The sequence below is a fragment of the Enterococcus hermanniensis genome (assembly GCF_001885945.1).
Lineage (GTDB): Bacteria > Bacillota > Bacilli > Lactobacillales > Enterococcaceae > Enterococcus_A > Enterococcus_A hermanniensis.
This window is the reverse complement of record NZ_JXKQ01000007.1, coordinates 31,479-56,678: the sequence shown is the minus strand read 5'-3', so window position 1 is coordinate 56,678 and position 25,200 is coordinate 31,479. Positions and strand designations below refer to the sequence as shown.

Annotated in this window: 18 protein-coding genes; 13 read left to right on the top strand and 5 right to left on the bottom strand. The window is 37.3% G+C overall.

All coding sequences use genetic code 11. The features are described 5' to 3' along the window. Entirely contained in the window at window positions 1-1,500 is a 1,500-nt protein-coding gene (abc-f, locus tag RV04_RS09060) for a ribosomal protection-like ABC-F family protein (RefSeq protein WP_071858141.1), read from the bottom strand. Window positions 1,501-1,984: 484 nt separating this feature from the next. On the opposite strand from abc-f, the gene RV04_RS09055 reads away from it, so the two are divergent. The 9 genes from RV04_RS09055 to RV04_RS09015 all read left to right on the top strand — a co-directional run bounded on the left by RV04_RS09055 (window position 1,985) and on the right by RV04_RS09015 (window position 15,696). Beyond that, complete coding sequence (locus RV04_RS09055; protein ID WP_071858140.1) at window positions 1,985-3,736, top strand: glycoside hydrolase family 13 protein; 1,752 nt, start codon at window positions 1,985-1,987, stop codon at window positions 3,734-3,736. Window positions 3,737-3,809: 73 nt separating this feature from the next. After that, window positions 3,810-4,181 carry a DUF1304 domain-containing protein gene (locus RV04_RS09050; protein WP_071858139.1) on the top strand — a complete coding sequence of 124 codons (372 nt, stop codon included), beginning with the start codon at window positions 3,810-3,812 and terminating at the stop codon, window positions 4,179-4,181. A gap of 174 nt (window positions 4,182-4,355) precedes the next feature. Continuing rightward, on the top strand, window positions 4,356-6,974 hold the full coding sequence (gene ppdK / locus RV04_RS09045; RefSeq protein WP_071858138.1) for a pyruvate, phosphate dikinase: 2,619 nt from the start codon (window positions 4,356-4,358) through the stop codon (window positions 6,972-6,974). Window positions 6,975-7,580: 606 nt separating this feature from the next. Continuing rightward, complete coding sequence (gene pepV / locus RV04_RS09040) at window positions 7,581-8,999, top strand: dipeptidase PepV (RefSeq protein ID WP_071858137.1); 1,419 nt, start codon at window positions 7,581-7,583, stop codon at window positions 8,997-8,999. 87 nt (window positions 9,000-9,086) lie between these two features. Beyond that, window positions 9,087-11,006 carry an OPT/YSL family transporter gene (locus tag RV04_RS09035; protein WP_071858136.1) on the top strand — a complete coding sequence of 640 codons (1,920 nt, stop codon included), beginning with the start codon at window positions 9,087-9,089 and terminating at the stop codon, window positions 11,004-11,006. Continuing rightward, the gene (locus tag RV04_RS09030; RefSeq protein ID WP_071858135.1) at window positions 10,999-11,364 is read left to right on the top strand and encodes a PqqD family protein; all 366 of its coding nucleotides are present in this window, start codon (window positions 10,999-11,001) and stop codon (window positions 11,362-11,364) included. Before RV04_RS09035 ends, RV04_RS09030 begins: the two co-directional genes overlap by 8 nt. Before the next feature lie 157 nt (window positions 11,365-11,521). Beyond that, a complete protein-coding gene (locus tag RV04_RS09025; protein WP_071858134.1) occupies window positions 11,522-13,915 on the top strand; it encodes a Xaa-Pro dipeptidyl-peptidase in 2,394 nt (797 codons plus the stop codon). Between the two features lie 168 nt (window positions 13,916-14,083). Further along, window positions 14,084-15,001, top strand: coding sequence for a TMEM175 family protein (locus RV04_RS09020; protein ID WP_071858133.1), 918 nt, complete (start codon window positions 14,084-14,086; stop codon window positions 14,999-15,001). A gap of 146 nt (window positions 15,002-15,147) precedes the next feature. Next, window positions 15,148-15,696, top strand: coding sequence for a hypothetical protein (locus RV04_RS09015; RefSeq protein WP_071858132.1), 549 nt, complete (start codon window positions 15,148-15,150; stop codon window positions 15,694-15,696). Window positions 15,697-15,736: 40 nt separating this feature from the next. Here RV04_RS09015 and RV04_RS09010 read toward each other — a convergent pair whose 3' ends face one another. Further along, on the bottom strand, window positions 15,737-16,066 hold the full coding sequence (locus RV04_RS09010) for a hypothetical protein (protein ID WP_071858131.1): 330 nt from the start codon (window positions 16,064-16,066) through the stop codon (window positions 15,737-15,739). Between the two features lie 233 nt (window positions 16,067-16,299). On the opposite strand from RV04_RS09010, the gene RV04_RS09005 reads away from it, so the two are divergent. Continuing rightward, on the top strand, window positions 16,300-16,794 hold the full coding sequence (locus RV04_RS09005) for an Lrp/AsnC family transcriptional regulator (protein WP_071858130.1): 495 nt from the start codon (window positions 16,300-16,302) through the stop codon (window positions 16,792-16,794). Then, the gene (locus RV04_RS09000) at window positions 16,791-17,954 is read left to right on the top strand and encodes an aminotransferase class I/II-fold pyridoxal phosphate-dependent enzyme (protein ID WP_071858129.1); all 1,164 of its coding nucleotides are present in this window, start codon (window positions 16,791-16,793) and stop codon (window positions 17,952-17,954) included. Before RV04_RS09005 ends, RV04_RS09000 begins: the two co-directional genes overlap by 4 nt. Window positions 17,955-18,043: 89 nt before the next feature. Here the strand turns inward: RV04_RS09000 and RV04_RS08995 are convergent, their stop codons facing one another. Beyond that, window positions 18,044-19,438, bottom strand: a complete 1,395-nt coding sequence (locus RV04_RS08995) for an amino acid permease (RefSeq protein WP_071858128.1) — start codon at window positions 19,436-19,438, stop codon at window positions 18,044-18,046. Between the two features lie 214 nt (window positions 19,439-19,652). On the opposite strand from RV04_RS08995, the gene RV04_RS08990 reads away from it, so the two are divergent. Further along, complete coding sequence (locus tag RV04_RS08990; RefSeq protein ID WP_071858127.1) at window positions 19,653-20,636, top strand: hypothetical protein; 984 nt, start codon at window positions 19,653-19,655, stop codon at window positions 20,634-20,636. A gap of 208 nt (window positions 20,637-20,844) precedes the next feature. On the opposite strand, the gene RV04_RS08985 is transcribed toward RV04_RS08990, so the two are convergent. Continuing rightward, a complete protein-coding gene (locus tag RV04_RS08985; RefSeq protein ID WP_071858126.1) occupies window positions 20,845-23,415 on the bottom strand; it encodes a transglycosylase domain-containing protein in 2,571 nt (856 codons plus the stop codon). Window positions 23,416-23,597: 182 nt separating this feature from the next. Between RV04_RS08985 and RV04_RS08980 the strand changes: the two genes are divergently transcribed. Then, window positions 23,598-24,572 carry a hypothetical protein gene (locus RV04_RS08980; protein ID WP_071858125.1) on the top strand — a complete coding sequence of 325 codons (975 nt, stop codon included), beginning with the start codon at window positions 23,598-23,600 and terminating at the stop codon, window positions 24,570-24,572. 55 nt (window positions 24,573-24,627) lie between these two features. Here the strand turns inward: RV04_RS08980 and RV04_RS08975 are convergent, their stop codons facing one another. Further along, window positions 24,628-25,164, bottom strand: a complete 537-nt coding sequence (locus RV04_RS08975; RefSeq protein WP_071858124.1) for a prolyl-tRNA synthetase associated domain-containing protein — start codon at window positions 25,162-25,164, stop codon at window positions 24,628-24,630. Between the last annotated feature and the right edge of the window lie 36 nt (window positions 25,165-25,200).

Genomic DNA, 25,200 nt, shown 5'->3' with positions numbered 1-25,200 from the left:
TTATGTTTCTTTTTTTAATTCGATTTGTCGTGCGTTAATAGCATTCAAAAATGTTGTATCATGTTCCACAACCAAGAGTGTCGGCTGAACTTCTTTTAATAGAACTTCTAATTGTTTTTGATTGAAAACATCTAGATAATTCAAAGGTTCATCCCAAATATATAATTCGGCTTCCTGAGCAAGTGATTTCGCTAATTCGACTTTCTTGCGTTGTCCCATACTCATTTCTTCAATGTGATTTTGAAACACATTACGTTCCATTCCAAGTTTACGTAAATTATTTAAAAACATCGAAAAATCCAAATGATTTGTTTCAGCAAAATCTTTTAATGATCCTTGATTGTCTTCATAATTTTGCCGAACATAGCTGATGTGGGCGGTGGTAGCTAAGGATTCCCCAAAACTACTACCGGGAAAACCGCCTAAGATATAGTGTAGGATACTGGATTTTCCAATGCCGTTTGGTCCAGTCAGTCCAACAATCGTTCCACGGTCTACTGAAAAAGAAAGAGGGGCAAATAAATTTGTTTGTCCATCATAAGAAAGCTGTAGCTCTTCGATTTTTAAAAGTTGTGTATGTCGACTGGGATGATAATTCATTGTTAATTGATCGACTTCTTCTAAATCTTTTAGTAAGCCTTCTTTTTCTACGACTTGATCATTCATTCGATGAACGATCGTCTTTGAACGTTTCATGGTACGAGCAGCACGAGCCCCAATCGCTCCTGTATCAAAGATTTTTCCACTACCTTTTTCAGAAGACTTACCGTATTTATCTTTTTCTCTGGAATAGGACCACTCGGCTTTTTCTGCTGCGGTCTGTTTCAACCGTCCGACTTCTTTTTTGATTTTTTTATTTTGAGCTAGTTCAAACTCATCACGTAATTGTTTTTGTTCTTCATACGTAGCAAAATTCCCTTGATAGAGTATCAGCTGACTCTTTTCAATCGCTAGCGTATGATCAGTGATTTCGTTTAAAAAATGCCGATCATGGCTAACGACAATATAACCTTCTTTTTGTTTTAAATAATCTGCCACATGCTTTCGGCCCAAAATATCTAGATGATTTGTCGGTTCATCGATTAAAGGGAAATCCTCTGTTTGAGTGAAAAGCAATGCTAACAAAATTTTTGTTTGCTCTCCACCAGAAAGTGATTGAAAAGAACGCCACAATAATTGTGGGTCTAATTGGAGCAACGTCATTTCACGTTCTAGTTCCCATAGTTCAAAATCAATGATTTCCAACAGTGAATAATAGGTAATCTGGGTGGCGTCTTTAATAGATGGTGGAAAATAAATTGGTCGGAGCGGGAAGATAATTTCTCCTTGGTAGGGATACTTGTTTAGTAATAGATTTAAAAAAGTCGTTTTCCCACGACCATTACGGCCAACTAAGCCTAATTTCCAAGAGCTATCAAGCGTTAGGTTGGCATGGTCAAATAAATAATCGACTTGCTTATCAAAGCCGAAAGTTAAATTTTTAATTTGGATCGTTGTCATATAGATGTCCTCCTTTATTTTATGGATGATCTGTTTTTAGAAACAAATACGCATGATTTTCAGGAAGGAGAGAACAAGGAGATCGATCGGTGCAAAAAAAGGGCGCAAAAAAGAGACCTACCGTTGAAATCTTAAGCCAATCCTGAAAATATGCACACTGCTCCATTGACATGGTCAATAGTTGATCAGTTTGCAACTTCCAATCTTCGCTTAATTTTTCAATGGCATGATCCCTCGTTTCGTTATATGGTAAGTGTATTAAAACAGAAGTTGTCGGCTTTGTCAAAAAAATATGGACGTAGCCGCTTCCCCAAACATGCTACGCCCTGGAGTGATCCTCGATAATCGAGGTGAAGAAAATTTTTCTTCTATTAATATAGTAGCATATTTTCACTAAAAATATGAGTGAAAAGCCTAATAATCTGTATTAGTGGAGCTATAATTATGGAATTGATACAATAAAATCAGGAATGGAGGTGGTGGGATGAATTATGCTGGAATTTATCATCGTCCCGAAAGCGAATTTGCTTTTCTTTACACAAAGGATTTGATGCGGATCCGATTACAAACAGCCCGCGATGAGATAGAAAAGGTTGAGCTAATAAGTGGTGATTTTTATTTATTTGCCGAAGAGAAATGGTATCAAAAACCGCAAACAATGGAAAAAGCGTATATGACAGATACCCATGATTATTGGGAAATCGAAGTGACAGCGCCACATCATCGCCTAGCTTACGCTTTTTTGATTACTGATTTTTCAGGAACGAAGATTTTTTATACCGATCAAGGGATTTTTGATTTTGACGAACAGCGGATAACACGTGATAATCTTTACTTTAGAATGCCCTATTTTCATGAAATCGATCGTTTTAAAGTCCCTTCTTGGGTAGCAAAAACGGTCTGGTATCAAATTTTCCCTGAACGTTTTTGTAATGGTGATCCATCGAATGATCCTGAAAATACGATGGCCTGGGGAAGTGAAAAGCCGACTCGCGAGAGTTTTTATGGTGGTGATCTACAAGGGGTGATCAATCAGCTAGATTACCTAGAAGACTTAGGAATCAATGGCTTGTATCTGTGTCCGATCTTTACAGCACCTTCGAATCATAAATATGATACAGTTGACTACTACGAAATTGATCCTCATTTTGGTGATAAACAATTGTTTCGTGAACTAGTCGAAAAAGCCCACGAACGTGGGATTCGGATCATGTTGGATGCCGTTTTCAATCATTTAGGAGCGAGTTCTCATCAATGGCAAGATGTTATTTTACATGGGAAAGAATCAGCGTATGCCGATTGGTTCCATGTCGAATCTTTTCCGCCACAATATACAGCGGTTCCAAATTCAGAAAATGCTAAAAATCTAACTTACGATGCATTTAATTTTAATCCGAATATGCCAAAGCTCAATACAGCCAATCCTGAAGTACAAAAATATTTATTAGAGATTGCCACTTATTGGATCCGTGAGTTTGATATTGATGGTTGGCGCCTGGATGTAGCCAATGAGGTCGATCACCATTTCTGGAAAGAGTTTCATCAAGCTGTTTTGAAACAAAAACCCGACTTGTATATTCTCGGCGAGATTTGGCACACGTCACAAAATTGGCTTCAAGGCGATGAATTTCATGCAGTGATGAACTATGCCTTTACAGATGCGATCAAAGCCTTTTTCGTCGAACAGTCGATTTCACTTTCACAAATGATTTTTGGCATGAATCGCCAACAACTGCTTTATCGAGATCAAACCAATGAAGTGACATTCAATCTCCTAGATTCACATGATACACCGCGGATGCTGACTTTATGTCAAGGAAATAAAGACCTGATGAAAGCCATCTTGACCTTTATGTTTATTCAAAAAGGAACCCCTTGTATTTATTATGGTACAGAGGTTGGGATGGAAGGTGAGGCAGATCCCGACTGTCGTCGCTGCATGTTGTGGGGCGAAGAACAAGATCAGGAATTGCATGCTTTTATGAAGCAGCTGATTGCCCTTAGAAAACAATTTTCAGAAGTCTTTAGTTATGGTTCCACTACTTGGCACTATGATGACGATAAAAAAATTGTTTCGTTGACTAGAAAATATAAAGAAAAGACCCTCATTGCATTGTTCAACGAAGGGAAGATGGTTGAAACAGTAGCTAATGGACGTCGTTTATTTGGCCAAAACTACCATGAAAGATCAGGCTATCAGCTAGCAAAACATGGCTTCTTAATTGAAGAATGTTAAATGAGGTCCTTTTGATGGGAAAAATAGTTCAAAATCGTTATAGTGAAAGAAGTAAAATAAAGGAGACGTTTGTATGGGAAGTATTATTTTAGTTCTTTCAACGATTATCGGGATCTTACATTTAATTATTATGGGCTTGGAAATGTTTGCATCGAATGAAAAACAGGCGCAAACATTTAGGATGCCATTAGAATTTGTCAAATTGCCAAATGCGCAAATCGCATTAAAAAATATGGGGATTTATAATGGCAGTTTAGGACTGGTAATGCTAGTAAGTGTTTTTTTATTTCAAGGGACCACACGCTTGAGTGTCTTACTATTGTTGAATTTATTCGTTGTGATCGTCGGATGTTATGGTGGTAAGACAGTAACAAAATCAATTTATTTGATCCAAGCACTGCCAGCGTTGATTACGTTACTCCTGATTTTAATGCAATTAATTTAAAGAGATTCGACTAAGAAAAACTTAGTCGAATCTTTTTTTGTGGCGTATCTGATAATAAAAAGATATACGCTCTTTATAAGTAGATTAATAAAATGAATAATCATCTTATTGACAATTAATAATCATCGTATTATGCTGTCTTTAGAACAAATAAACTGTTTAAAGGAGAATAGCATGAATCAATGGGTTTATTTATTTTCAGAAGGGTCAAAAGAACAAAAAGATTTGTTAGGAGGAAAAGGAGCTAATTTAGCAGAAATGACCAAATTAGGATTGCCTGTTCCAAGGGGTTTTACTGTGACGACTGAAGCATGCCTTTACTACTTAAATCAAGGCAACCAGTTAACGGATGAAATGAAAATGCAAGTAATTACTGCGGTGAAAAAATTAGCGGATCAAACGGGTAAAACGTTTAATGATGCTAAAAACCCATTGCTTGTCTCTGTTCGTAGTGGTTCAAAATTTTCGATGCCAGGTATGATGGATACTGTTTTGAATTTAGGATTAAACGATCAGACCGTTGAAGTGTTAGCCAAAAATAGTCAAAATCCGCGGTTTGCTTATGATTGTTATCGTCGCCTTTTGCAAATGTTTGGTAATGTTGTGATGGGAATGGAAACGGCTGATTTTGAAAAGAAAATCACGGCTTTAAAAAAAGCCCATGGACTTGCTTATGACAATGAATTGACAGCATTACATTGGCAACAAATTGTAAACGAATACAAAGAGCTTTATCGAAAAAAAATGAACCGTGAGTTCCCTCAAGACCCCATCGAGCAATTGTATTTAGCGATTGAAGCAGTTTTTAACAGTTGGAATAATTCGCGGGCTAAAACATACCGGCGTCTTCACGATATCAGTGATGATCTGGGGACCGCAGTCAATATTCAGGAAATGGTTTTTGGTAATTTTGGCGAAACATCCGGAACAGGAGTTGTCTTTTCTCGGAATCCTTCCCTTGGTGATCGAGGATTATTTGGCGAGTATCTGATCAATGCGCAAGGAGAAGATGTTGTTGCAGGGATTCGAACCCCTAAACCGATCCAAGTGTTAGCAGAAGAACTACCAGAACAATTTCAACAATTGAAAATGATTTGTGAGCAATTGGAGCATCATTATCAAGATATGCAAGATGTTGAGTTTACAATCGAGCGTGAAAAATTATTTATTTTGCAAACAAGAAATGGAAAACGAACATCCAAGGCGGCGTTAGCCATTTTGCTAGATTTACACAAAGAGCAAATTATCAATGAAAAAGAATTGATTCAGCGGATCGAGGCGAAAGATTTAGCAGCAGCGCTCCATCCAAACTTTGAAGAACAAGCTTTACAAAAACGAGTCGCCTTTTTGTCTGGATTGGCAGCTAGTCCAGGTGCTGCAACAGGAGCGGCCTATTTTTCAGCCGAATCAGCCACCGAAGCAAAAGCCCGCGGTGAACGTGTAATCTTGGTGCGCGAGGAGACTTCCCCGGAAGATATTGAAGGCATTGCAGTCAGTGAAGCAGTCATCACAAGTCGTGGTGGGATGACTTCTCATGCTGCTGTAGTAGCACGTGGTATGGGGATCTGTTCTGTTGTAGGCTGTGAACATTTGAATGTATTGAACGAAAGCCGAGCAACAGTTAATGAAGAAATGATTGAAGAAGGTGCGATCCTTTCTGTTGACGGTACGAGTGGAAAAATTTATTTTGGCGAGATACCGATGGAAGAAGTTACTCACACGGTGGCATTAGATGAATTGCAAGCCATTTGGGATCAGTATTCCACGATTCAAGTAAGAGCCAATGCTGAAACACCAAGAGATATTGCAACGGGACTGGCTTTAGGAGCTACAGGAATCGGTTTAGCACGAACGGAGCACATGTTTTTTGAAAAAAACCGTTTATTACAATTTCGTCGTTTGATTTTAGCCGATAACTTAGCTGAACGCTTGGATGTGTTGAAGGAACTGAAAACAGTTCAAAAACAAGATTTCAAATTTATCTACCAAGCATCCTTAGGAAAAGCGACGACGATTCGTTTATTAGACCCACCTTTACATGAATTTTTACCTAAAAGTAGTGATGAATGTCGTGAAGTAGCAACGGAACTAGGAAAAACATTCAATGAAGTCGAACGGAAAACTGAAAATTTAGCTGAAGTAAATCCTATGCTGGGTTTTCGTGGATTGCGTTTGGGCGTGGTTTATCCAGAAATTTATCAAATGCAAGCTGAAGCGATCGTAGAGGCAGCGTATGAAGTGATGGAAGAAACAGGAACGGTGATTCAGCCAGAAATTATGATTCCTTTTACGATTGATGCCACAGAATTTGCTCATGTACGTCAATCAATCGAAGCAGCAATCATAACAAGTTTAGCTAGTAAGAAAGATTCGTTGAATTATCAAATCGGGACAATGATCGAAATGCCTAGAGCTTGTTTTGTTGCAGATGAGATTGCTCAGTATGCTGATTTCTTTAGCTTTGGTACCAATGACTTAACGCAAATGACCTTAGGATTATCACGGGATGATTCTCCGCGGATCATCAGCGAGTATTTAGATGCTAAAATTCTAAAAGATGACCCGTTCCAAGTGTTGGATGAAGCGGGAGTAGGAGCTCTAATGAAACTAGCGATTGAACGTGGTCGCCAGGTGAACCCGCAATTAAAAATCGGTATCTGTGGAGAAGCTGCAGCGCATCCAAAATCAATTGCATTTTTGAAAGACTTAGCAATCGATTATATTTCTTGTTCACCCTTTAGAATTCCACAAGCGAAAATGTCCTTAGCGCAAGCTAAAGTTGCTAGCTTATAAAAAAACGAAAATTAATTTTCGATTAAAGCGGAATAGTAAAATAAAAAGAGAGTGTCTTGATATCGACACTCTTTTTTTATTATTGTACAAAAAATATGAAAAAAAGAGATGAATCACAGATGGCATTAAAATGAGAAAGTCAACAAATAAATGAATAAATTATAAGTTGTAAACGCATACATAGTTAGATATACTTTTATCAGGCGTTAAATCAGTCATGTCGTAAATGTCGAACTCAATAATTATTCAGCTAAAATAAAATAAATTTTTATGAAAAAACCTTATTTCCGATAAAAAACTGTTTATTTTTTTTGAAATGATAGATTTTTCACAATGACTTATTGGATAAAATACGGTATAATGCTAACTTGGGAGGTGAAACACACTGCAGAATTAGGAATGATAGAATAACATTTTCATTATTCAGAAAATGATTTTTTATGAATTATCTACCGCAATAAATTCTTCATATAATTGTTGCTCAGTAGAATAAATGAGTTATTCTAAGCTGTCAAAATCTGAGTATCACATTTTAGACATGTACTTTCTAATGAAACTAACAAGTTACATAGCTTGTTTAAAAAAAGAGAAAGCAGGGATTAAATAATGACAATCGATTGGCAAAAAGAAGTAGACGCACGTAAAGACGACTTATTAAAAGACTTAGGAGACTTGATCCGTATCAATAGTATTCGTGATATTGAGCATGGAACAAAAGAAGAACCTCTAGGACCTGGACCAGCTGCCGCATTACGCAAAGTATTAGAATTTGGCGAGCGTGATGGGTTTGTTACTAAGAATATTGAAAATGTTGCTGGGCATATTGAATATGGTGACGGCGAAGAAATGTTCGGATTATTAGGTCACGTGGACGTAGTTCCTGTAGATGATAATTGGGATACTGATCCATTTGAACCAGTAATCAAAGATGGAAAATTATTTGCACGTGGTTCTGCCGATGATAAAGGACCTTCGATCGCCGCTTATTATGCAATGCGCATCATCAAAGATCTAGAATTACCGATTTCTAAAAAAATTCGTTTTATCTTCGGTACTGATGAAGAAAGCGAATGGGTAGGAATCCACCGTTATATGGAAGTTGAAGAAATGCCTAAAGTTGGTTTTTCTCCAGATGCACAATTCCCAATTATTAATGGTGAAAAAGGTATCTTATCTTATGAAGTTACATTTGCAAACAAAGACAATGCTGAATCTGGTGACTTCGATTTAGTAAGCTTCAAGTCAGGTTTACGTACAAATATGGTTCCTGGTGATGCTACAGCTGTACTTAAAGTAAACAATGAAGCAAAAGTTGCTGATTTAAAAGCTGCTTTTGAAGCATTTGTTGAAAAAACTGATGTGAAAGGTGAATTTGCTGAAAATAATGGCGAAATTACTTTAACAACTATCGGTAAAGCTGCTCATGCACAAGAACCAAAATTCGGCGTTAATTCTGCTACATTCTTAGCTACATTTTTAGTAGATTATCAATTGGATGGCAATGGTGCCAACTATATCCAAACAATTGCTGAATACATGCACTTAGATTACAACGGTAAGAAACTGAATGCTTACACAAAACACGATGTAATGGGTGAAACAACTTCTTCAGCAAACTTGTTTGACTATACTACAGATGGCGACAAGAAAGTTACCTTGAATGTCCGCCATCCAGAAGGTATTACAAAAGATGATATTTTAGCTAGCATGGAAGAAGTTCTTAAAGACGCAGGTGTTTCAATCGCGATCATTGGTGACGTGAAAACTCCTCACTATGTTCCAGCGACTGATCCATTAGTGAAAACATTATTGGATGTGTACGAAGAACATACAGGTCTTGAAGGCCACGAAGAATCAATCGGTGGTGGAACTTACGGTCGAATCCTAGAACGCGGTGTTGCCTATGGCGCGATGTTCCCAGGTGAAGAAAACGTAATGCACCAACCAAATGAATTTATGCCTATTGATAGCTTGTTCAGAGCAACAGCTATCTATGCTGACGCAATTTATCGCTTAGTTAAATAATAGTCGGTAATGAGAGGATTCGGAATCCTGTCTTTACAGGATTCCTCGTCTCATTGGGGAAAAGATAGTAAGGAAGGAATTTCAATAATGAAAAAACTCTCGAAAGACGCTTTTGGCGGAATTGACGGAAAGGACTATGTCCCGTACGTCGCAGACAAGCCTAAAAAATCTGGTTCACCAATTATCATGATTTTAGGTATTTTACTTGCAGCATTATTCGCTGCATCAACTGCATACTCAGGTATGAAAGCTGGTTTGACTGTAGCAGCAGGTATCCCAGGTGCAATTATTGGTTCAGGTTTGGTTGCTTTGTTTGTAAAACCAAAAACAATCTTAGGTAAGAACTTATTACAATTAATGTCTAGTGGTGGGGAATCAGTCGCATCAGGTATGATCTTCGTATTACCAGCGGTTATTTTAGTTGGTGGTAAAGTGAACTTCATCGAAGGCGTTGGAGTAGGTATTGGTGCTGTTTTACTAGGTGTTGGTGTCTTCTCACTTGTTCAAGACTACATGTTAGTTAGCGAACACGGAAAATTAGTTTACCCTGAAGCAATGGCGATTTCTGAAACACTAGTTGCTTCTGATACTGGTGGCGACTCATTGAAATATATGGGTATCGGTTTTGGTATCGGTGGTGTCTTAACAGCGTTGACTGGATCTGTTTTCGGTGTGATGAACAACGTGATCAGTTATGTCAATGAAAGTTTCTATAAATGGAAATTTGAAACAGAAGTAAATCCATTATTAGCAGGTATCGGTTTTATCGTTGGTATGGACGTTTCTGTATTGATGTTTGCTGGATCAATCTTAGCAAACTTCGCAATTGCTCCATTACTAGGCTATTTCATGGGAATGGCTGGCGGCAGTGCCCATGTATGGGATAACGCTTCTCAATTATTGAGTACTTCTGATTTTGCAGTGATTTCTGGTTCTTATGTTAAATACATCGGTGCTGGGATGATGATTTCTGGTGGATTGATCGGTGCGATTAAATTGATCCCAACAATCATTTCATCAATTTCTGCAACATTAAAAGGTCGTAAAGATGGTTCTGAACAAGAAGGCGGCGGTATGTTACCATTAGTCGCTGGTGCAGTTATCGGTATCGTAATGGGATTTGTTATTACAGGTAGCGTAACTATGGCTCTTGTCGGTGGAATTATTTCTATCATCTTAAGTTTCTTATTCGTTATTGTTGCTGGTCGTTTGACTGGTACGATCGGAACATCAAACTTACCAGTATCTGGTATGACGATCGCATCAATGGTTATCTTGACATTAGTATTTGTTATGATGGGTTGGACATCAACTGAAAATACACAACAATTATTAATGTTTGGTACATTTATCGTATTAGCAATCTCAGTTGCTGGTGGTTATTCTCAATCACAAAAAGTTACTTTCGTAATGGGCGGAAACTTCTCAGAAGGTCGTCGTTACTTCTTGATCTCAAACATTGTTGGTGTGGTTATCGTTACAGGTATGATGGTTATCTTAGCTCCACAATTAGCGATCACTGGTGCTAACCCTCCATTTGGTTTACCGCAAGCGAACTTAATGGCAACATTGACTTCTGGTATTATGTCTGGATCACTTCCTTGGCACATGGTTATTGCAGGGATTGTAATGGGTATCGTATTACACTTCATGAAAGTTCCAATCATGACATTTGCGATTGGTTTCTATTTACCAATTTCAACTACTTCAATCATCTTAGTTGGTGCATTGATCCGTCGTTTGATCGATGAACTAAACAAAAAAGAAACAGAAGAAGTTGCCGAAGAACGTGTAACTTTAGGTGTCAGCTTATCATCTGGTTTAATCGCTGGTGGATCAATCATCGGTTTAATCGGAATCATTTTACAAGTAACAGGTGTAGTAACTCCAGGAACACCAACTGGATTCTTAGGATCTAATGGTGCAGCTTTCTTACTACTTGCGATTTTAGTTGTTGCGATCATTGTTCCATTGTTAAGTGTGAAGAAAGTGAAACACAATGACTAATCAACAGCCTAATGCTGTAAATCCTGAAACAGACCAATTATTAAATCGAGTTTATCGTCAAAAAGAAGATCTGCATTATGAAGTACGTGACGGTGTTGTCTTCGTGATCACCGAACAAAATGCTTGGGTCCAAAGACTCTTACGTAAGATTCATTATAAGATCCCAGAAACTTCTGAGATGGAACTTGATAAATATGGTAGTTTTATTCTTCAGCAAATCGATGGCAAAAGAACAGTTAGAGAAATTGGTGAAAACCTTGGCACAGCTATTGAAGAAGCCAATAATCAATTGTACGATCGTCTATTGATTTATCTAAATCATTTAGAGAAGAATGAGAAATATATTGAACTAGTATAAATAAAAGACCTTCCGGTGCTTGCGCTGGAAGGTCTTTTATTTTTTGTAAAAACAGCGTAACCGATTTCACTTTTTGTGCGAATTTAAACGTCTTGTTTGTTATACTTAAAGTATGAAATAAGTAAAAACCAGTTAGTTTAAATAAAGGAGTGTAGTAATGAAAATTAATCAGTATGGGCTCAAACGTGTATCGTTAGCAGAAGCAAAAAAAGAACTAAGCCAAATCGGTTTTTTAGCTGAAAAAGAGTCCTATGAAAGTAAGACACTTTGGTTTAACTTCTTGCAAAAAAGCTTTTTGACTGTTCGCGATCAAAGTGGTTTTATTAATAAATTAGGGAATTTTTTGATTTCCGAAACGATGGATGCTGCCGTTTTTTATCAATCAACTGCCCCTTTGACTAATGAAATTTTTTATACGATGGCGTTACAGTTATTGGAATTTGAACCAATGATCGATTTTGCGCCAGAAAAAGTTTTAGCGGATGCAAAAGCAATCGGCGTTCCTTTATGTGAGGGGGACTTTACGCAATCGGATACAATCATTGAAGCTTGGTATTTATTATTAACAAGCCATACAAAAAATGGGTTGAATTATTTAGATAAGCTAGCTTCAGAGGGATATTATGAGAATAAAGTAATTGAAAAACCACTCTTTTTCAATGGGAAGGCGCAAGCCGTTTTTGATACAAGCCGTTTGATACGAGAAGTTGTGTATGTAGAAGCGCCTTTGGATACGGATCGAGATGGTAAACGTGATTTGTTAAAGCTTGAAATCTTGCGCCCGATTGAAACTGAGGAAGAAGTACAAGTACCAACATTGTTTACGGCCAGTCCTTATAGTCAAGGGGTCAATGGTCCTGCGGGTGAAGAACGAACCTATGACGTAAATGTTCCTTTGGAAAGAAAAGAACCTAATAATACGACCTATGAGGAAATCAAATACCAGCCACAAACGATAGAACTACCGGCTGAGCGTGAAGTCAAAGGACAAGCTACTCATGCAACAGAAACATTTAGTCGAGAAAATAGTTATAGCTTGAATGATTTCTTTTTGGCTCGTGGATTTGCGGTCGTATATGGTGCTGGAATCGGAACACGAGATTCAGATGGAATCCAAACGTGTGGCTCAACGGAACAAACAACGGCAATGGTTGCGTATATTGAATGGCTAGCCGGTAATCGCCGTGCATTTACTAATCGGACCGATAATATTGAGATTGCTGCATGGTGGAGCAATGGTAAAGTTGCGATGACCGGCAAATCTTATTTAGGTACGTTAGCAACAGCGTGTGCAACACGCCAAGTTGCTGGATTGGAAACAATCATTTCTGAGGCAGCTATCTCAGATTGGTATCAATATTATCGTGATAATGGCTTGGTGATCGCTCCCGGAGGATTCCCAGGAGAAGATGCGGATGTATTAGCAATCGAAACCTTCAGTAAAATGCGAAATGCGGGTGACTATTTACACAGCAAAGAGTTCTTTTTAAATTATTTGCAAAGAATGGTGGAATTACAAGATCGTAAAACCGGGAATTATAATACATTTTGGGATGAACGCAATTATCTACCCGCCATCAAAGACATCAAATGTGATGTCGTAATGGTTCATGGATTGAACGACTGGAATGTTAAGCCACGCCAAGTCGCCGATTTATGGGATGCGCTGCAAGCAATACCGGTTGCGAAAAAATTGATTCTTCATCAAGGTCAACATATCTACATCAATAATATGCCGTCACTAGACTTTCAAGATATGATGAATCTATGGCTGAGTCATAAACTTTACGGATTAGACAATGGTGCTAAAGATATTTTGCCAGACATTCTTTATCAAAAAAATACCGAAACAACAAGTTGGTCCACATTAACAAATTGGGGATCTGAACAGAAACAGACTTATTATTTAGGAAATGATCAATTGGTTCAAGAACAAAATTCAGGGACAGTGACTTTCAATGACCAATTGCCGGCTGTACAATACGAAAAATATACGAAAAATATTGCTCTTTGGGAGAAAGAATTAAAAGAATCTGGTGCAATGGATGTCCATCGCTACTTAGCTAAAACAGAAAAACTACCAGCAGAAGTATTCTTGAATGGTCGGCCAACGGTCAAAGTAAAAGTAGCATCCAATGTCGATCTAGGAATGCTAAGTTTTGAGTTGATCGATTTTGGTAGAGCTAAACGCTTAAAACCGGTACCCGATGTTTTGGCGTTACATGCTTTGCCGCTAGGGAGAAATTGGCGGGAAGATAATTTAGTCGAATTTAAATTTGGTGCAGAAGACGAGTATAAATTAATTAGCCGTGGGCATATCAACTTACAAAATCGCAGCAATCCTTGGAAAGTTGATGATTTAAAAGCTGATGAATTTGTCGAAATCGAAGTTGCGCTACAGCCAACGCTGTACCATCTTCCAGCAGGTCATCAAATTGGGCTAGCAGTTTATGGAACTGATTTTGGAATGACGGTCAGAGGTAATCAGGCGATTGAGTATACTCTTGATTTAGCAGAGTCATCGTTAGAATTACCAATCACTGAAGAATAAAAAAGAACCTGTCACATGAAAAAGTGACAGGTTTTTTATTGCTGTAGTGAATTTCTTTGTCACTCTTCTAATTAAAAAAGGAGTATTGAAATGGAAATCTAATCAGGGCTCCTTATCATTATTCTTTTTTTCTGGTATAGTATATGATGTTAGGAAGGAGATGAAAATATGAAAGAACGCGTTGTAGTATTCGGTGATGCCATCATCGCGATTATCCTAACGATCATTGTTTTAGAATTACCGATTCAAACAGCAACTAACGGGATGGTGGACATGAACTCTTTGTTCCGAGCTGTCGGTATTTATTTTATTAGCTTTTGTTTTGTAGCAAATCTTTGGTTTCAAACGGGTTATGCTTTCAATAAAATCGAACAAGTTAAAAATAAAGACTTAGTCATTTATTTGCTTCTGCTATTTTTCTTGTCATTGGTTCCTTCAGCCACTCGATTATTGATTGAAGATACGACCAAACAGACCTTATTGATTTATGGCGTCTTGACCTTGATTGTCACCTTTGTAATGCGCCGTTTGATTGTTGCTTTAACGGGGCAAGCACTGACGGATGATGAGCAACGAAACCATCGTTTTCACGAATTGAATCGGCAGGACATAGTCGCTATTAGTTTTCGCCTACTCTTGTTAGTTTTTGGCAACTTCTTTGTCAAGCCAGCCTTAGTCATTTATTTGATCTTACCAATCTTAGCTTTCTTACAGAATATTGTTGATCGGGAAGAAGACAACCTAGTAGCTACTTTGGATGAAGATCAGCAAGCCGATTACTTTCAAGACCGAGATCAACTCTGGGGGAATTCCGTACGACGTTATTCTACTTTGCTGAGGGATTCAATGAAGCAAGGTAATGACCAAGACCCAGATCGCTGGAAACAAGTTATGTCTGAATGGGAAGGAAACATCGATCAAGAAATCAATGATCGTAAAAAGCACTTGTTTGAATTGAACGATTCAGATAAGCATCATGCAGAACGAGATATCGCTCGTTTAGAAAAACAAAAACAACGCTTAGAAATGCAAAAAGCTATGACTGAGCGACGTTTGAATCAAGAAAATACGCATAAAAAAAAATGAGCGCAATCAAATATCTAAAGTGGGCAGCCCCTAAGTTAGCCAAAACTAATTTAGGAGCTGCTTTTAAATTTTTTCTTTCTACTTGGTCTTTTTAAGTGAAACGGATATAATGAAGTATAAATATCGCAAGAGAGCTAGGTGAAAAAATGTCTTTAACTACGATTGAACACCCTATAAAAATGTACATTCGCCGTGACTTAGGAATCACTGTTGAACAATTTGGAAAAGTAGCTGGGATTCCGCAATCAACATTAGCAACCTGGATCAAACGTGAACGCCGTATCGAAAAATTACCGATCGATTTTTATAGTGCTTTAGCTACTGTTCGAGAACAAAAAATCGAGACTGTCTATCGGGAATTGCTGGAATGGCAGCAACGTTATGACCGCTATAAACAAGAAATACTCCAAACGATTGCAGGAGAACAGCCCTTGTTCTCTTTAGCAGCAGAGGAGGGCCGAAAAATCTATAAAATTTATCGGACACAACGAATAGAAAGCAGGTTACTAGAACCAGCCAAGCGTTTAAGAAAAGCGATTGATCAATTGAATACTTCTTCATTTATTCAAGTGATGATCGAAATTTATGGAACTGTAGAGGTACCCATGCCTACTTGGATCGCAAAATCATTTAATAAAACTGAATTAAAAGAAATCGGTCAAGCTTTTTACAATGAGTTATTATTGAAAGGTTAAGAAAAGCGATAAAAAAAGAAGCGATTCGTCGCTTCTTTTTTTATAATTCATTACGAACAGAACTGGTGATTTTTTGTAGCGAGTCAGTCATTTGGTCGGAATATTTAATGATGTCGGAAACACGTAAAAAACTATTCTTATACATAGCGACTTCGCGGAATTTCTTGTATTTTTCTTCGATTTCATTGAAACTAACTGGTTTACGCTCGTTTTTTTCGACTGTTTCAGAGCTATTCACATAGTGTAGCCCTAGAAATGAAAGCGCATCATTGATGCCGTCTAAAAAGGCTTCGTATTCTTCCGGTCTAATCTTTCCATCAGCTAAACGCTGACGTTGTTTTTCGATAAAAATTTCTATGACCTGTTCCATCTAAAAACCTCCTACCTCATTGCTTTTTACTGGGTGTTTGTCTCATTTATTGTACTATGAAACAGCTTGCTTGTGTTATAAAAAATGGAATATTTTTATTTTAATTATTCGGGACAGTGGTTAATTACGCTCGGTAATTTTGCAAAAAAAATTGACAGTTTCTTTTTTTTTAGGAATAATGAATGATAAATTAAAAAATATTTCTATAAGTAAACCATGGAAGGAATGGTTGGATGGAGAAAAAAAAGCAAAAACAGCTATTAAAGTTGGTTGAATCTGATTGTCGTCTAAGTATCGAAGAATATGCTATCATGTTGGGCGAAGAAACAGTTATTGTGGCCAACGAAATCAAACGGTTAGAAAAGGAAAAAGTTATCTGCGGTTATCGCGCATTGATCGATTGGGATAAGGTTGAAGATGATCTGATCGAAGCGATCGTGGAAGTGCGCACGATTCCTAGAGGGGAAGAGGGTTATCGAGAATTAGCAGATCAAGTCCGTAAATTTCCAGAAGTTAAATCGCTTTACTTTATAAGTGGTGGATTTGATTTTATTTTACAGTTACAAGGTCGTAATATCAAAGAAATATCAAAGTTTATCTCTGTCAATTTAGCATCGATCCCTGATGTTTCAGGAACGCGTACACATTTCTTATTAGACAAATATAAAGAATGGGGCATTGATCTGTCTCAAGATACTACAGATCATCGTATTCAGGTGAGCCCATGAGAGATTTTTTAAATCGTCATATCCGTGAGATCCAGCCATCAGGGATCCGAAAATTTTTTGATATCGTCTCGGAGCGACCAGACGCCATTTCACTAGGTGTCGGTGAACCTGATTTTGACACGCCCTCTCATATGGTTCAAGAAGGGGTCCGTTCGTTGCAGGAAGGTCGTACATTTTATACAGCGAATGCTGGATTAATCGAACTGAGAGAAAAAATCAGTGACTACCTGTTGTTTCGAAATAAAGTAAAGTATAATCCGACATCTGAAATCATTGTCACAGTCGGTGGCAGCGAGGCTATCGATATGGCATTACGAATTTTTGTAGAAAAAGGCGATGAAGTGATTATTCCCCAACCTAGTTTTGTTTGTTACCAACCGATCACTGAAATTGTGGGTGGTACGCCAGTGACAGTGGCTGTACAAGCAGAAGATCAATTTCAATTGACACCAGAAAAACTAGAAGCTGTCATAACAGACAAAAGTAAAATCTTGATTTTGTCTTATCCTAATAATCCAACTGGCGCAACGATGGATCGAGAAGCGTTGATCAAAATAGCGGATGTAGTGAAAAAGCATGATTTATTAGTTTTAACGGATGAAATCTATGCAGAACTCGTCTATGATGAATCGTTTGTTAGCATTGCAGAGTTGCCAGGAATGCGGGAACGAACAATCGTGATTAATGGATTTTCAAAAGGATTTGCGATGACAGGTTGGCGCTTAGGATTTGTTGCTGGACCAGAAATTTTTATAGAGCAATTATTGAAGTTGCATCAGTATACGATCATGGCGGCTCCAACGGCTAGTCAATATGCAGCATTAGCTGGCTTAAAAAATAATTGGCAAGCAACGGTCGAAGAAATGCGTTTGTCTTATGAAGAACGGCGGAATTATTTGCATCATCGGTTAGAAAAAATGGGGTTACCCTGTTACAAAGCTAAAGGTGCATTTTATCTTTTTCCGCAAATCAGCCATCTTGGATTAACCAGTGAAGAGTTTGCTTTACGATTATTGGAAGAAGAAAATTTAGCAGTCGTTCCAGGATCGGCATTCGGGAATAGTGGGGAAGGTTTTATTCGTCTATCTTATGCCTATTCATTAGAAGAATTAAAAGAAGCAATGAAACGTTTAGAAAATTTTGTTTCAAAGATCAATTAAAAGAGCTGGGGCAAATGTATTTATTACATTTGCCCCAGCTCTTTTTGTGATTTTTTTATTTAACTTAAATAAATTAAAAATAACGCCTTTTAATGTTTAATGTCAGAATCCATCAAAATTTCATTTGATTCTGGTTTTTTACTTTTAGATTTGAAATGGTAAATGACTAAAAGTAGGATAAACCATAGTGGAGAAAAGATCAAGGCTTCTCTTGTGTCAGGAGCTAGTGCTAAAACGAACAAGACAAAAGCAAGGAAAGCAAAGATCAAATAATTCGCATATGGATAAAGATGTAATTTAAAGGTGCTCTTCGCGACAAGTTCTGGATTCGTTTTGCGATAGCGCATATGCGTCCAAGTAATCATACCCCAAATGAAAATGAAGCAGATCGTCGCAATCGAACTAATCAATGTAAAGATTTGACTAGGAACGAAAAAGTTCAAAAGCACAGCAATAAAAATGACTAAAGTAGAAAATACTAACGCATTACCTGGAACACGATGACGGGTTAATTTAGCAAAGCTACGTGGTGCGCTACCTTCTTGAGCCAATGAACGAGCCATCCGACTAGTACTATAAATAGCACTGTTACAGGCAGACATCGCAGAACTCAAGACAACTAAGTTAACGATTGAAGCCGCGGCAATAACGCCAATTTCTGAAAAAACTTGGACAAATGGGCTACGGTCAGCTGATAAACTTGACCAAGGATAGATTGTCATAATGACAAACAATGAACCAAGATAGAATAGAATGATCCGAATAGGAATATTATCAATCGCTTTTGGTAAAACCGTTTTTGGATCAGATGTTTCTCCACCAATCAATCCGACTAATTCTACCCCACAAAAAGCAAAAGTTGCCATTTGAAAGGAGAGCGCAAATCCGTGAGCACCTTTAGGGAAGAATCCACCATGACTCCACAGATTACTTATTTGTACAGGGCCAGCGCTGGTTTGAAAATGCATGAAAATCATTACCGCTCCAACGATAATCAAGGCAATGATCGCAATAACTTTTACTAAGGCGAACCAAAATTCCATCTCACCAAAGAGTCCCACTGCAACAAGATTGAGTCCCAATAAAATTGCCAAAGCAATAATTTCAGGGATCCATTGAGGGACATTTGGGAGCCAATATCTGACGTACATACCCGTGGCAGTCAAATCGGCCATCGCAATAGCGATCCAACAAAACCAATAGGTCCAACCTGTAACAAACGCTGCTTTTTTCCCAAGATAATCAGCGATGAAATCTAAAAATGAATGATAATTTAAGTTTGATAACATTAATTCACCAAGTGCACGCATGATTAAAAAAATGATACCACCAGTAATAGCGTAAGATAAAAGAATCGAGGGACCTGTAAGTTGGATGGTTTTTCCAGAGCCAAGAAATAGTCCGGTTCCGATTGCGCCTCCAATCGAGATTAGTTGAACGTGTCGATTTTTTAATCCTCTTTCTAGTTCCTCATGACTTTCCAATAAAATCAGTCCTTTTTTTAAGATTAGTAAAATTTTATCAGAAAATTCAAAACAGTAAAGGAAATTTGATATAATATGATAAAAAGGTGAGAAAATTCCAATTATTTTAAAATAACAAAAATATAGAAAGATTTACCGAAGATTCTCCTATAAAAGATCGTTCGTATCAATTAAAATGTTATAATATTGACAAATTATATAAGGAGGAACCGATTTGAGTAAGAAAATAGTCGGTTGGGTTATCCTGGGAATCATTGTTTTTGGAGCAGTAGGTCTTGCTAGTTATCGTATTTTTCAAGATAAAGTAGTTACTACAGAAAATGAGAATAAAAAAGTTTTAAATGAGCGTTTAGCAAATTTATATGAGGACCAATCTACTGGTTATTTCAAAGCTGATATTACAGCCAGTGATTTTGATGACTTAACAAAAGATGTAAAAAATCAAAAAAGTAATAGTGGAACGATCAAAGACATCAAACAGGCAGAAGTTGATTTTGAGATTCAAACGGATATGAATCATCTTTTTGAAGCAGATGTTTTGAATGGATTAGATCTTTCTGCTCATCCGGTTTTAAAAAAAACGAATGAAAATCAAATCAATCAGTTAAAAGAACAATTGAGTAAAAGTTCGAATAAGGGGACAGAGTGGGGCGAAGATATCAGTATGATTCTACGAATCGCTACGACACAGTCAGCTGATTACACGAAAGCTGAATCTGAAGTCACTAATTTGGTAGCTAAAGATGATGTATCTTTAGCCGAATATTTAGCTGGAGTGAAGACAATTGCGATTTTACCAGATGGTGATTATAAAGAGAGCTTGTTAGCCAAGTTGAATCCAGTCAAAAATAATTTAGCCAATCAAAATGATAGCTTTGCTAGCAAGATTCAACAAAGTGATTCTGAAATGGCTAATGCCGAAAAAGAATATCAAGAACGTCAAGCACAAGCATTAGCGGCGCGTAACAAAGAATTGATCGAATTAAAAAAGACCTTAGCAGAAAAGCAAAAAACCTATGAATCCTATCAACGATTGAAAGAATCACTTGATGATAGTAAGAAGGAGAAAGAGTCATCATCTGCTGAAGATTCGAGTACTTCAAGCAGTTCAAGTTCTTCAAGCAGTTCAAGTAGTTCGAGCTCTTCAAGCAGTTCAAGCTCAAGTAGTTCCTCTAGTTCGGCTGAAGATGATGATTAACATGTAAAAGGAGTGCTTCCATTTGGAAGCACTCCTTTTTAAGCGAATTTTCTATGAAGATAAAAGCAGCTATCAAAAATGGTTTTATCTAACACTATTGAAAAATAAATCTTTGGGCATGATTTTCAACAATCATCGACGGACATGGCTTTCTTTCGAAACGGTAATGAATCAACGCTTCAACAATAAAAAAAGACGATTAGTAAATCTAATCGTCTTTTTCGTCTTCAATTTGTTTTTTCAACTCACTGATTTGCTTGTCTAATTCTTTACTTTGATCTTTAGTGTCATCGATTTGATCATCGACAGTTGTGACCGCAGAGTTTAGTGCTGATTTTGCATGAGCGTATTCAGTTTCTTTATTTTGATAAATATTAGTATATTGATTTGATAATGTTCCACCAGAAGGTTCGACTTGTTGAACTAAGGCATAAACTTGTTGAGCATATTGATCAAATGTTTGCCAATTGTCTTGGGTATCTGTGACGATAATTTCAAAATCACTTAAGGTATCGATGCGGTCAGCAATCAACTGATTACTAAAAGTTGTTGCGTCTGATACCATCGGAGACTCTAATTTAGCAGCGGTGATTTCATTCGCTTTTTGTTTTGCTAAAGTATCTAAATTAGTCGTAGCAGCTTCCAGAGCACTTTTTCTAGTAGCTAAAACTTGCTTAGTTTGACTCGAACGAGTGATCAGCTGTCCGCCAGACTGCTGAACAGAAGAAGGCATTTGAAAGTCTGTGTCTTCTTTTCCGTTGTTCAAGAGATCCATGGTTTGTTTGAAGATTTCTTTTGTCGCTTGTCCAACTGTTGAATTGTCTTGAGCTTGTGGCGTATCATCACCGGCCCAAACAGCGACAGTATAATAAGGGGTAGCACCAACTGTCCATAAATCTTTTGCTTCATCTGTCGTTCCGGTTTTAATCGCCCAATATTGATTATGAGCCAGTGTTAGACCAGCAGCAGTACCGTCTGCATCTTGATGAACTGCTTTCATCGTGTCAAGCGTTAAATAAGCAGCATCATCACTATAAATTTTTTGTTGTGATAGATCATTCTGAGAAAAGACTTCTTTACCAGTATCTTTTCGTTTGATTGTTTGAATATTCAAAGGTGTTCGGTAATTTCCTTGATTAACTAAAGTGGCAATCCCACTCGCCATTTCTTGGGTTGTTGCGCCATAGGTCATTCCACCGACAGCAATGATCGGATTGTCATCTTGGACATCCAAGCCTGTAAATTGCATTTGAGCTAAAGGTTGATAAACCGGCTCCTTAGAGTCATCACGATTTTCGCTAGCTAATTTATAAGCAACGACGTTTGAAGAAATTGCTAAGGCATTTCGCAACGTTAGATTGCCTTTTGAGCTATTATAGACATTATTTGGATACGTATTATTTGGCCGATCATCTGAAACAGTACTTGTTTCTAATAGTCCGCGCTCATAAGCAGGAGCGTAGGAGACTAGTGGTTTGATCGCTGATCCGGGTTGTCTATAAGATAAGAAAGCGCGGTTGTAATGATTTCCTTCTTCACCACGGCCACCAATACTTGCTACCACATCACCTGTTTGATTATCGATAACAGTCATCGCAGCTTGTTTTGTATAAAGCCCACTAGCATCGTCTTTATCTTGCCAAGTATTCATGACGTTACTTACGATAGTTTGAAGCTGGTTGTGTAAATCGGTATTGATATTCGTATTGATTTGGTAACCGCCAGAAAGGATTCTCTGATAGACTTTATTATAAGCAGTTTTATATTCTTTGTTATAGCTATCTTCCTCTTCTTTAGTATCAAATTGATATTGAAAACGGAAATTTTGTTGTTCCATCAAAATTTTAGCAGTAGAATCGACGGCTAAAGCCACTTCATTATTATCTAACTGATTGTTTAAGGCATTACTATTAATCTTGGCTGTGAAATCATCAGCGATCGCTTTGTTGTATTGATCCTTAGTGATATAACCTTGCTGATTCATTTGTTTTAAGATGACTTTTGCTCGTTTTAATGCATTCTTTTTATTTGAGACAGGGTCAAAAATCCCAGGATTATTAGTAATACCAACTAATGTCGCTTTTTCTAACAAGCTGGTATCATTAATTGATTTGCCAAAATAGACTTTTGCAGCAGCATTGATACCGTAAGCACCATGACCAAAATAGACATTGTTTAAATAGTATTCCAGGATTTGATGTTTAGTAAATCGTTTTTCTAGTGCTTGGGCCATGACCATTTCTTCAATTTTACGTGAAATGGAAACTTCAGGTGTCAAATAAATATTTTTGACGAGCTGTTGCGTGATTGTTGAGGCACCACGGATTCCACGACCGGTAGCTGCATTTAAAGCAATCGTCAACAGACCTTGTGTATCGACCCCATGATGCTCATAAAAACGTTTATCCTCGATAGAAATCAAAGCCTCAGAGACTAGTGGGTCCATTTTGTCATACGTCAGATAGTCACGTTCTTGTGTTTTTAATTCTTTAATCACATTTCCATTTTTATCTAAAATAGTCGTTGGATAATGCTGCTTAAAATCACTTTCTTGGATTTTTGCTGCATTTGCTTCACCAGTATCGATTGCGGCAGTCACTTCTTTTCCGTATCGTTGAAAAAAGAAGACAGATCCAGCGATAATCATTAAAAGGATCAGTACAAGAATACTAATTGAAATTTTAGTCGACTTTGCTAATTTTCCTTGATTAGTATTTTTATGTGTTGCTTTCTTTTTCTTTGTTGGTTTTATTTTTTTTGGTTCTTTTTTATTTGCCATGTTTTGCCTGCCCTTATTTAATCATTTCCTTTATTTTAATGGAAATGAGGCATAATAACTATCATAAACCGATTATTCCAAGGAAAATTTTAGATATTTTTGTAAAAATGATAAGATATTCGATAGAAAGACTTGACGACGTTTCTATTTGTATCCACAATATAGAAAGAATGAGGTGAATTATGGAGACAAAGAAAAAATGGCTGATTTTTTGGGGCATATTGGCAGCCTTATTTGTTGGGATGTTTGCTATCGTCTTAAGTGGGAATTTCCCACAATTTACAATTCCTTTCAGCGTTTTTGCTAGTAACGATAAAGAAGAGAAACAAGAGGAAATCCCCAAATTAAAATCTTTAGCACTTAAAGACGTTAATGATCAAACTTTATTAGAAGAACAAACAGATAAAATAGCAGCATTAAATACAGCTTTTTCTGATAACTCAAATTTTTCTAGTTCGCAATCTATGGCAACGGCTATCGAAAAAGTTTATGGACCTGCAAAAAAAAGTAAAAACTTGTTTGATTTCTATCGTAAAATCTATCCTATGGTCAGTTCAGAAGAAAATGGATTTGTCAGTGTAAGTTTGTTAGGATTTGGTCAACGATTGATCAACGATCAAACATACACATCACAAAGACAGATCTGGAGTTTCACCGATTCTAATGGCACGCGTCATGATTATACGATTAGTCTGCAATTTAATACAAAAGAGTTGTATCAATTATCGATTGAAGAAAATAGTGAGGTCAAATCAGTGATTACGAAGGATGATACGTACCTAGACAAATCAGCTGATTTTGAAACGGCATGGACAGAATTGGTTCAACGAGGAACAGATGTCCAACTTTACCGCCAGATGAAAAAAGATGGAATGAATAGTGATCAAACAGAATTTAAAGCGTTGGAAAAGAGCATGAATGTCACCGACCCAAGTGGCTTCTTTGATTTGTTTAGAGACACGAGGGGCGATTTAACACATGCCTATCTTTCTGGGTTTTATCATACCAATACGCCAACTGATGGACAGTCGGATTATTATTTTCGAGTCCCTACCTCAGAAAAAGGGGTAGCCGAATTTATTGTGGTATATGACCGTCTACAACAAAAAATACTTTCAATCAATAAACAAGATTTATCAGAAAATAGTGATGAGTAGCTTCAAAAAAATATCGATTAAAAAAGTGTTCGGAGTTATTTCTCCGAACACTTTTTTAATCGATGATACGGGCTTTATGTCCTGTATAAGGTAAAAAAATATCAAACAAGTCTTTTGTCGGTAGTTTCATATAGTTCGTCACTGAACCCGCGCTACAACCGAACCAGTCGCGGCTTGCAACCGTACGATCAACCACAAGTTGAATTTCATGATCTGAATCCAATAAAAGACCAAAAATCGTAGCGGCGCCAGGAATGACTCCTAAGCGTTCTTTTAAAAGCTCCGCTGAAGCAAAAGAAACCCGCGGGATATCTAATTTCTTTCCAAAGTCTTTAGTCACAAATTTAAAGTCAGCCGGGGTGATGTATAGATAAAATTTAGTCTTCTTTTGATTACAAAGAAAAATAGTTTTAACAACTTCAATCCCTAAGCGTTCATTGATATCGAGACAATCTTCCATTGTCACAGCCTCATCAGTTGTCACTTGATAAAAAGGAATAGTTAAGTTTGTCAAGGCATCATAAGTCATTTCTTCTAATTCAGAACGATAGTCGGCCGGACAACTTGTAGACATTTCACTAACATAAACCATAAAATTCTCCTTATAATTTTCTATTAATAAAAACGA

Bases quoted from the DNA above. Each gene is read 5' to 3' on its own strand.
- abc-f (WP_071858141.1), bottom strand. From the start codon at position 1,500: ATGACAACGATCCAAATTAAAAATTTAACTTTCGGCTTTGATAAGCAA.
- RV04_RS09055 (WP_071858140.1), top strand. From the start codon at position 1,985: ATGAATTATGCTGGAATTTATCATCGTCCCGAAAGCGAATTTGCTTTT.
- RV04_RS09050 (WP_071858139.1), top strand. From the start codon at position 3,810: ATGGGAAGTATTATTTTAGTTCTTTCAACGATTATCGGGATCTTACAT.
- ppdK (WP_071858138.1), top strand. From the start codon at position 4,356: ATGAATCAATGGGTTTATTTATTTTCAGAAGGGTCAAAAGAACAAAAA.
- pepV (WP_071858137.1), top strand. From the start codon at position 7,581: ATGACAATCGATTGGCAAAAAGAAGTAGACGCACGTAAAGACGACTTA.
- RV04_RS09035 (WP_071858136.1), top strand. From the start codon at position 9,087: ATGAAAAAACTCTCGAAAGACGCTTTTGGCGGAATTGACGGAAAGGAC.
- RV04_RS09030 (WP_071858135.1), top strand. From the start codon at position 10,999: ATGACTAATCAACAGCCTAATGCTGTAAATCCTGAAACAGACCAATTA.
- RV04_RS09025 (WP_071858134.1), top strand. From the start codon at position 11,522: ATGAAAATTAATCAGTATGGGCTCAAACGTGTATCGTTAGCAGAAGCA.
- RV04_RS09020 (WP_071858133.1), top strand. From the start codon at position 14,084: ATGAAAGAACGCGTTGTAGTATTCGGTGATGCCATCATCGCGATTATC.
- RV04_RS09015 (WP_071858132.1), top strand. From the start codon at position 15,148: ATGTCTTTAACTACGATTGAACACCCTATAAAAATGTACATTCGCCGT.
- RV04_RS09010 (WP_071858131.1), bottom strand. From the start codon at position 16,066: ATGGAACAGGTCATAGAAATTTTTATCGAAAAACAACGTCAGCGTTTA.
- RV04_RS09005 (WP_071858130.1), top strand. From the start codon at position 16,300: ATGGAGAAAAAAAAGCAAAAACAGCTATTAAAGTTGGTTGAATCTGAT.
- RV04_RS09000 (WP_071858129.1), top strand. From the start codon at position 16,791: ATGAGAGATTTTTTAAATCGTCATATCCGTGAGATCCAGCCATCAGGG.
- RV04_RS08985 (WP_071858126.1), bottom strand. From the start codon at position 23,415: ATGGCAAATAAAAAAGAACCAAAAAAAATAAAACCAACAAAGAAAAAG.
- RV04_RS08980 (WP_071858125.1), top strand. From the start codon at position 23,598: ATGGAGACAAAGAAAAAATGGCTGATTTTTTGGGGCATATTGGCAGCC.
- RV04_RS08975 (WP_071858124.1), bottom strand. From the start codon at position 25,164: ATGGTTTATGTTAGTGAAATGTCTACAAGTTGTCCGGCCGACTATCGT.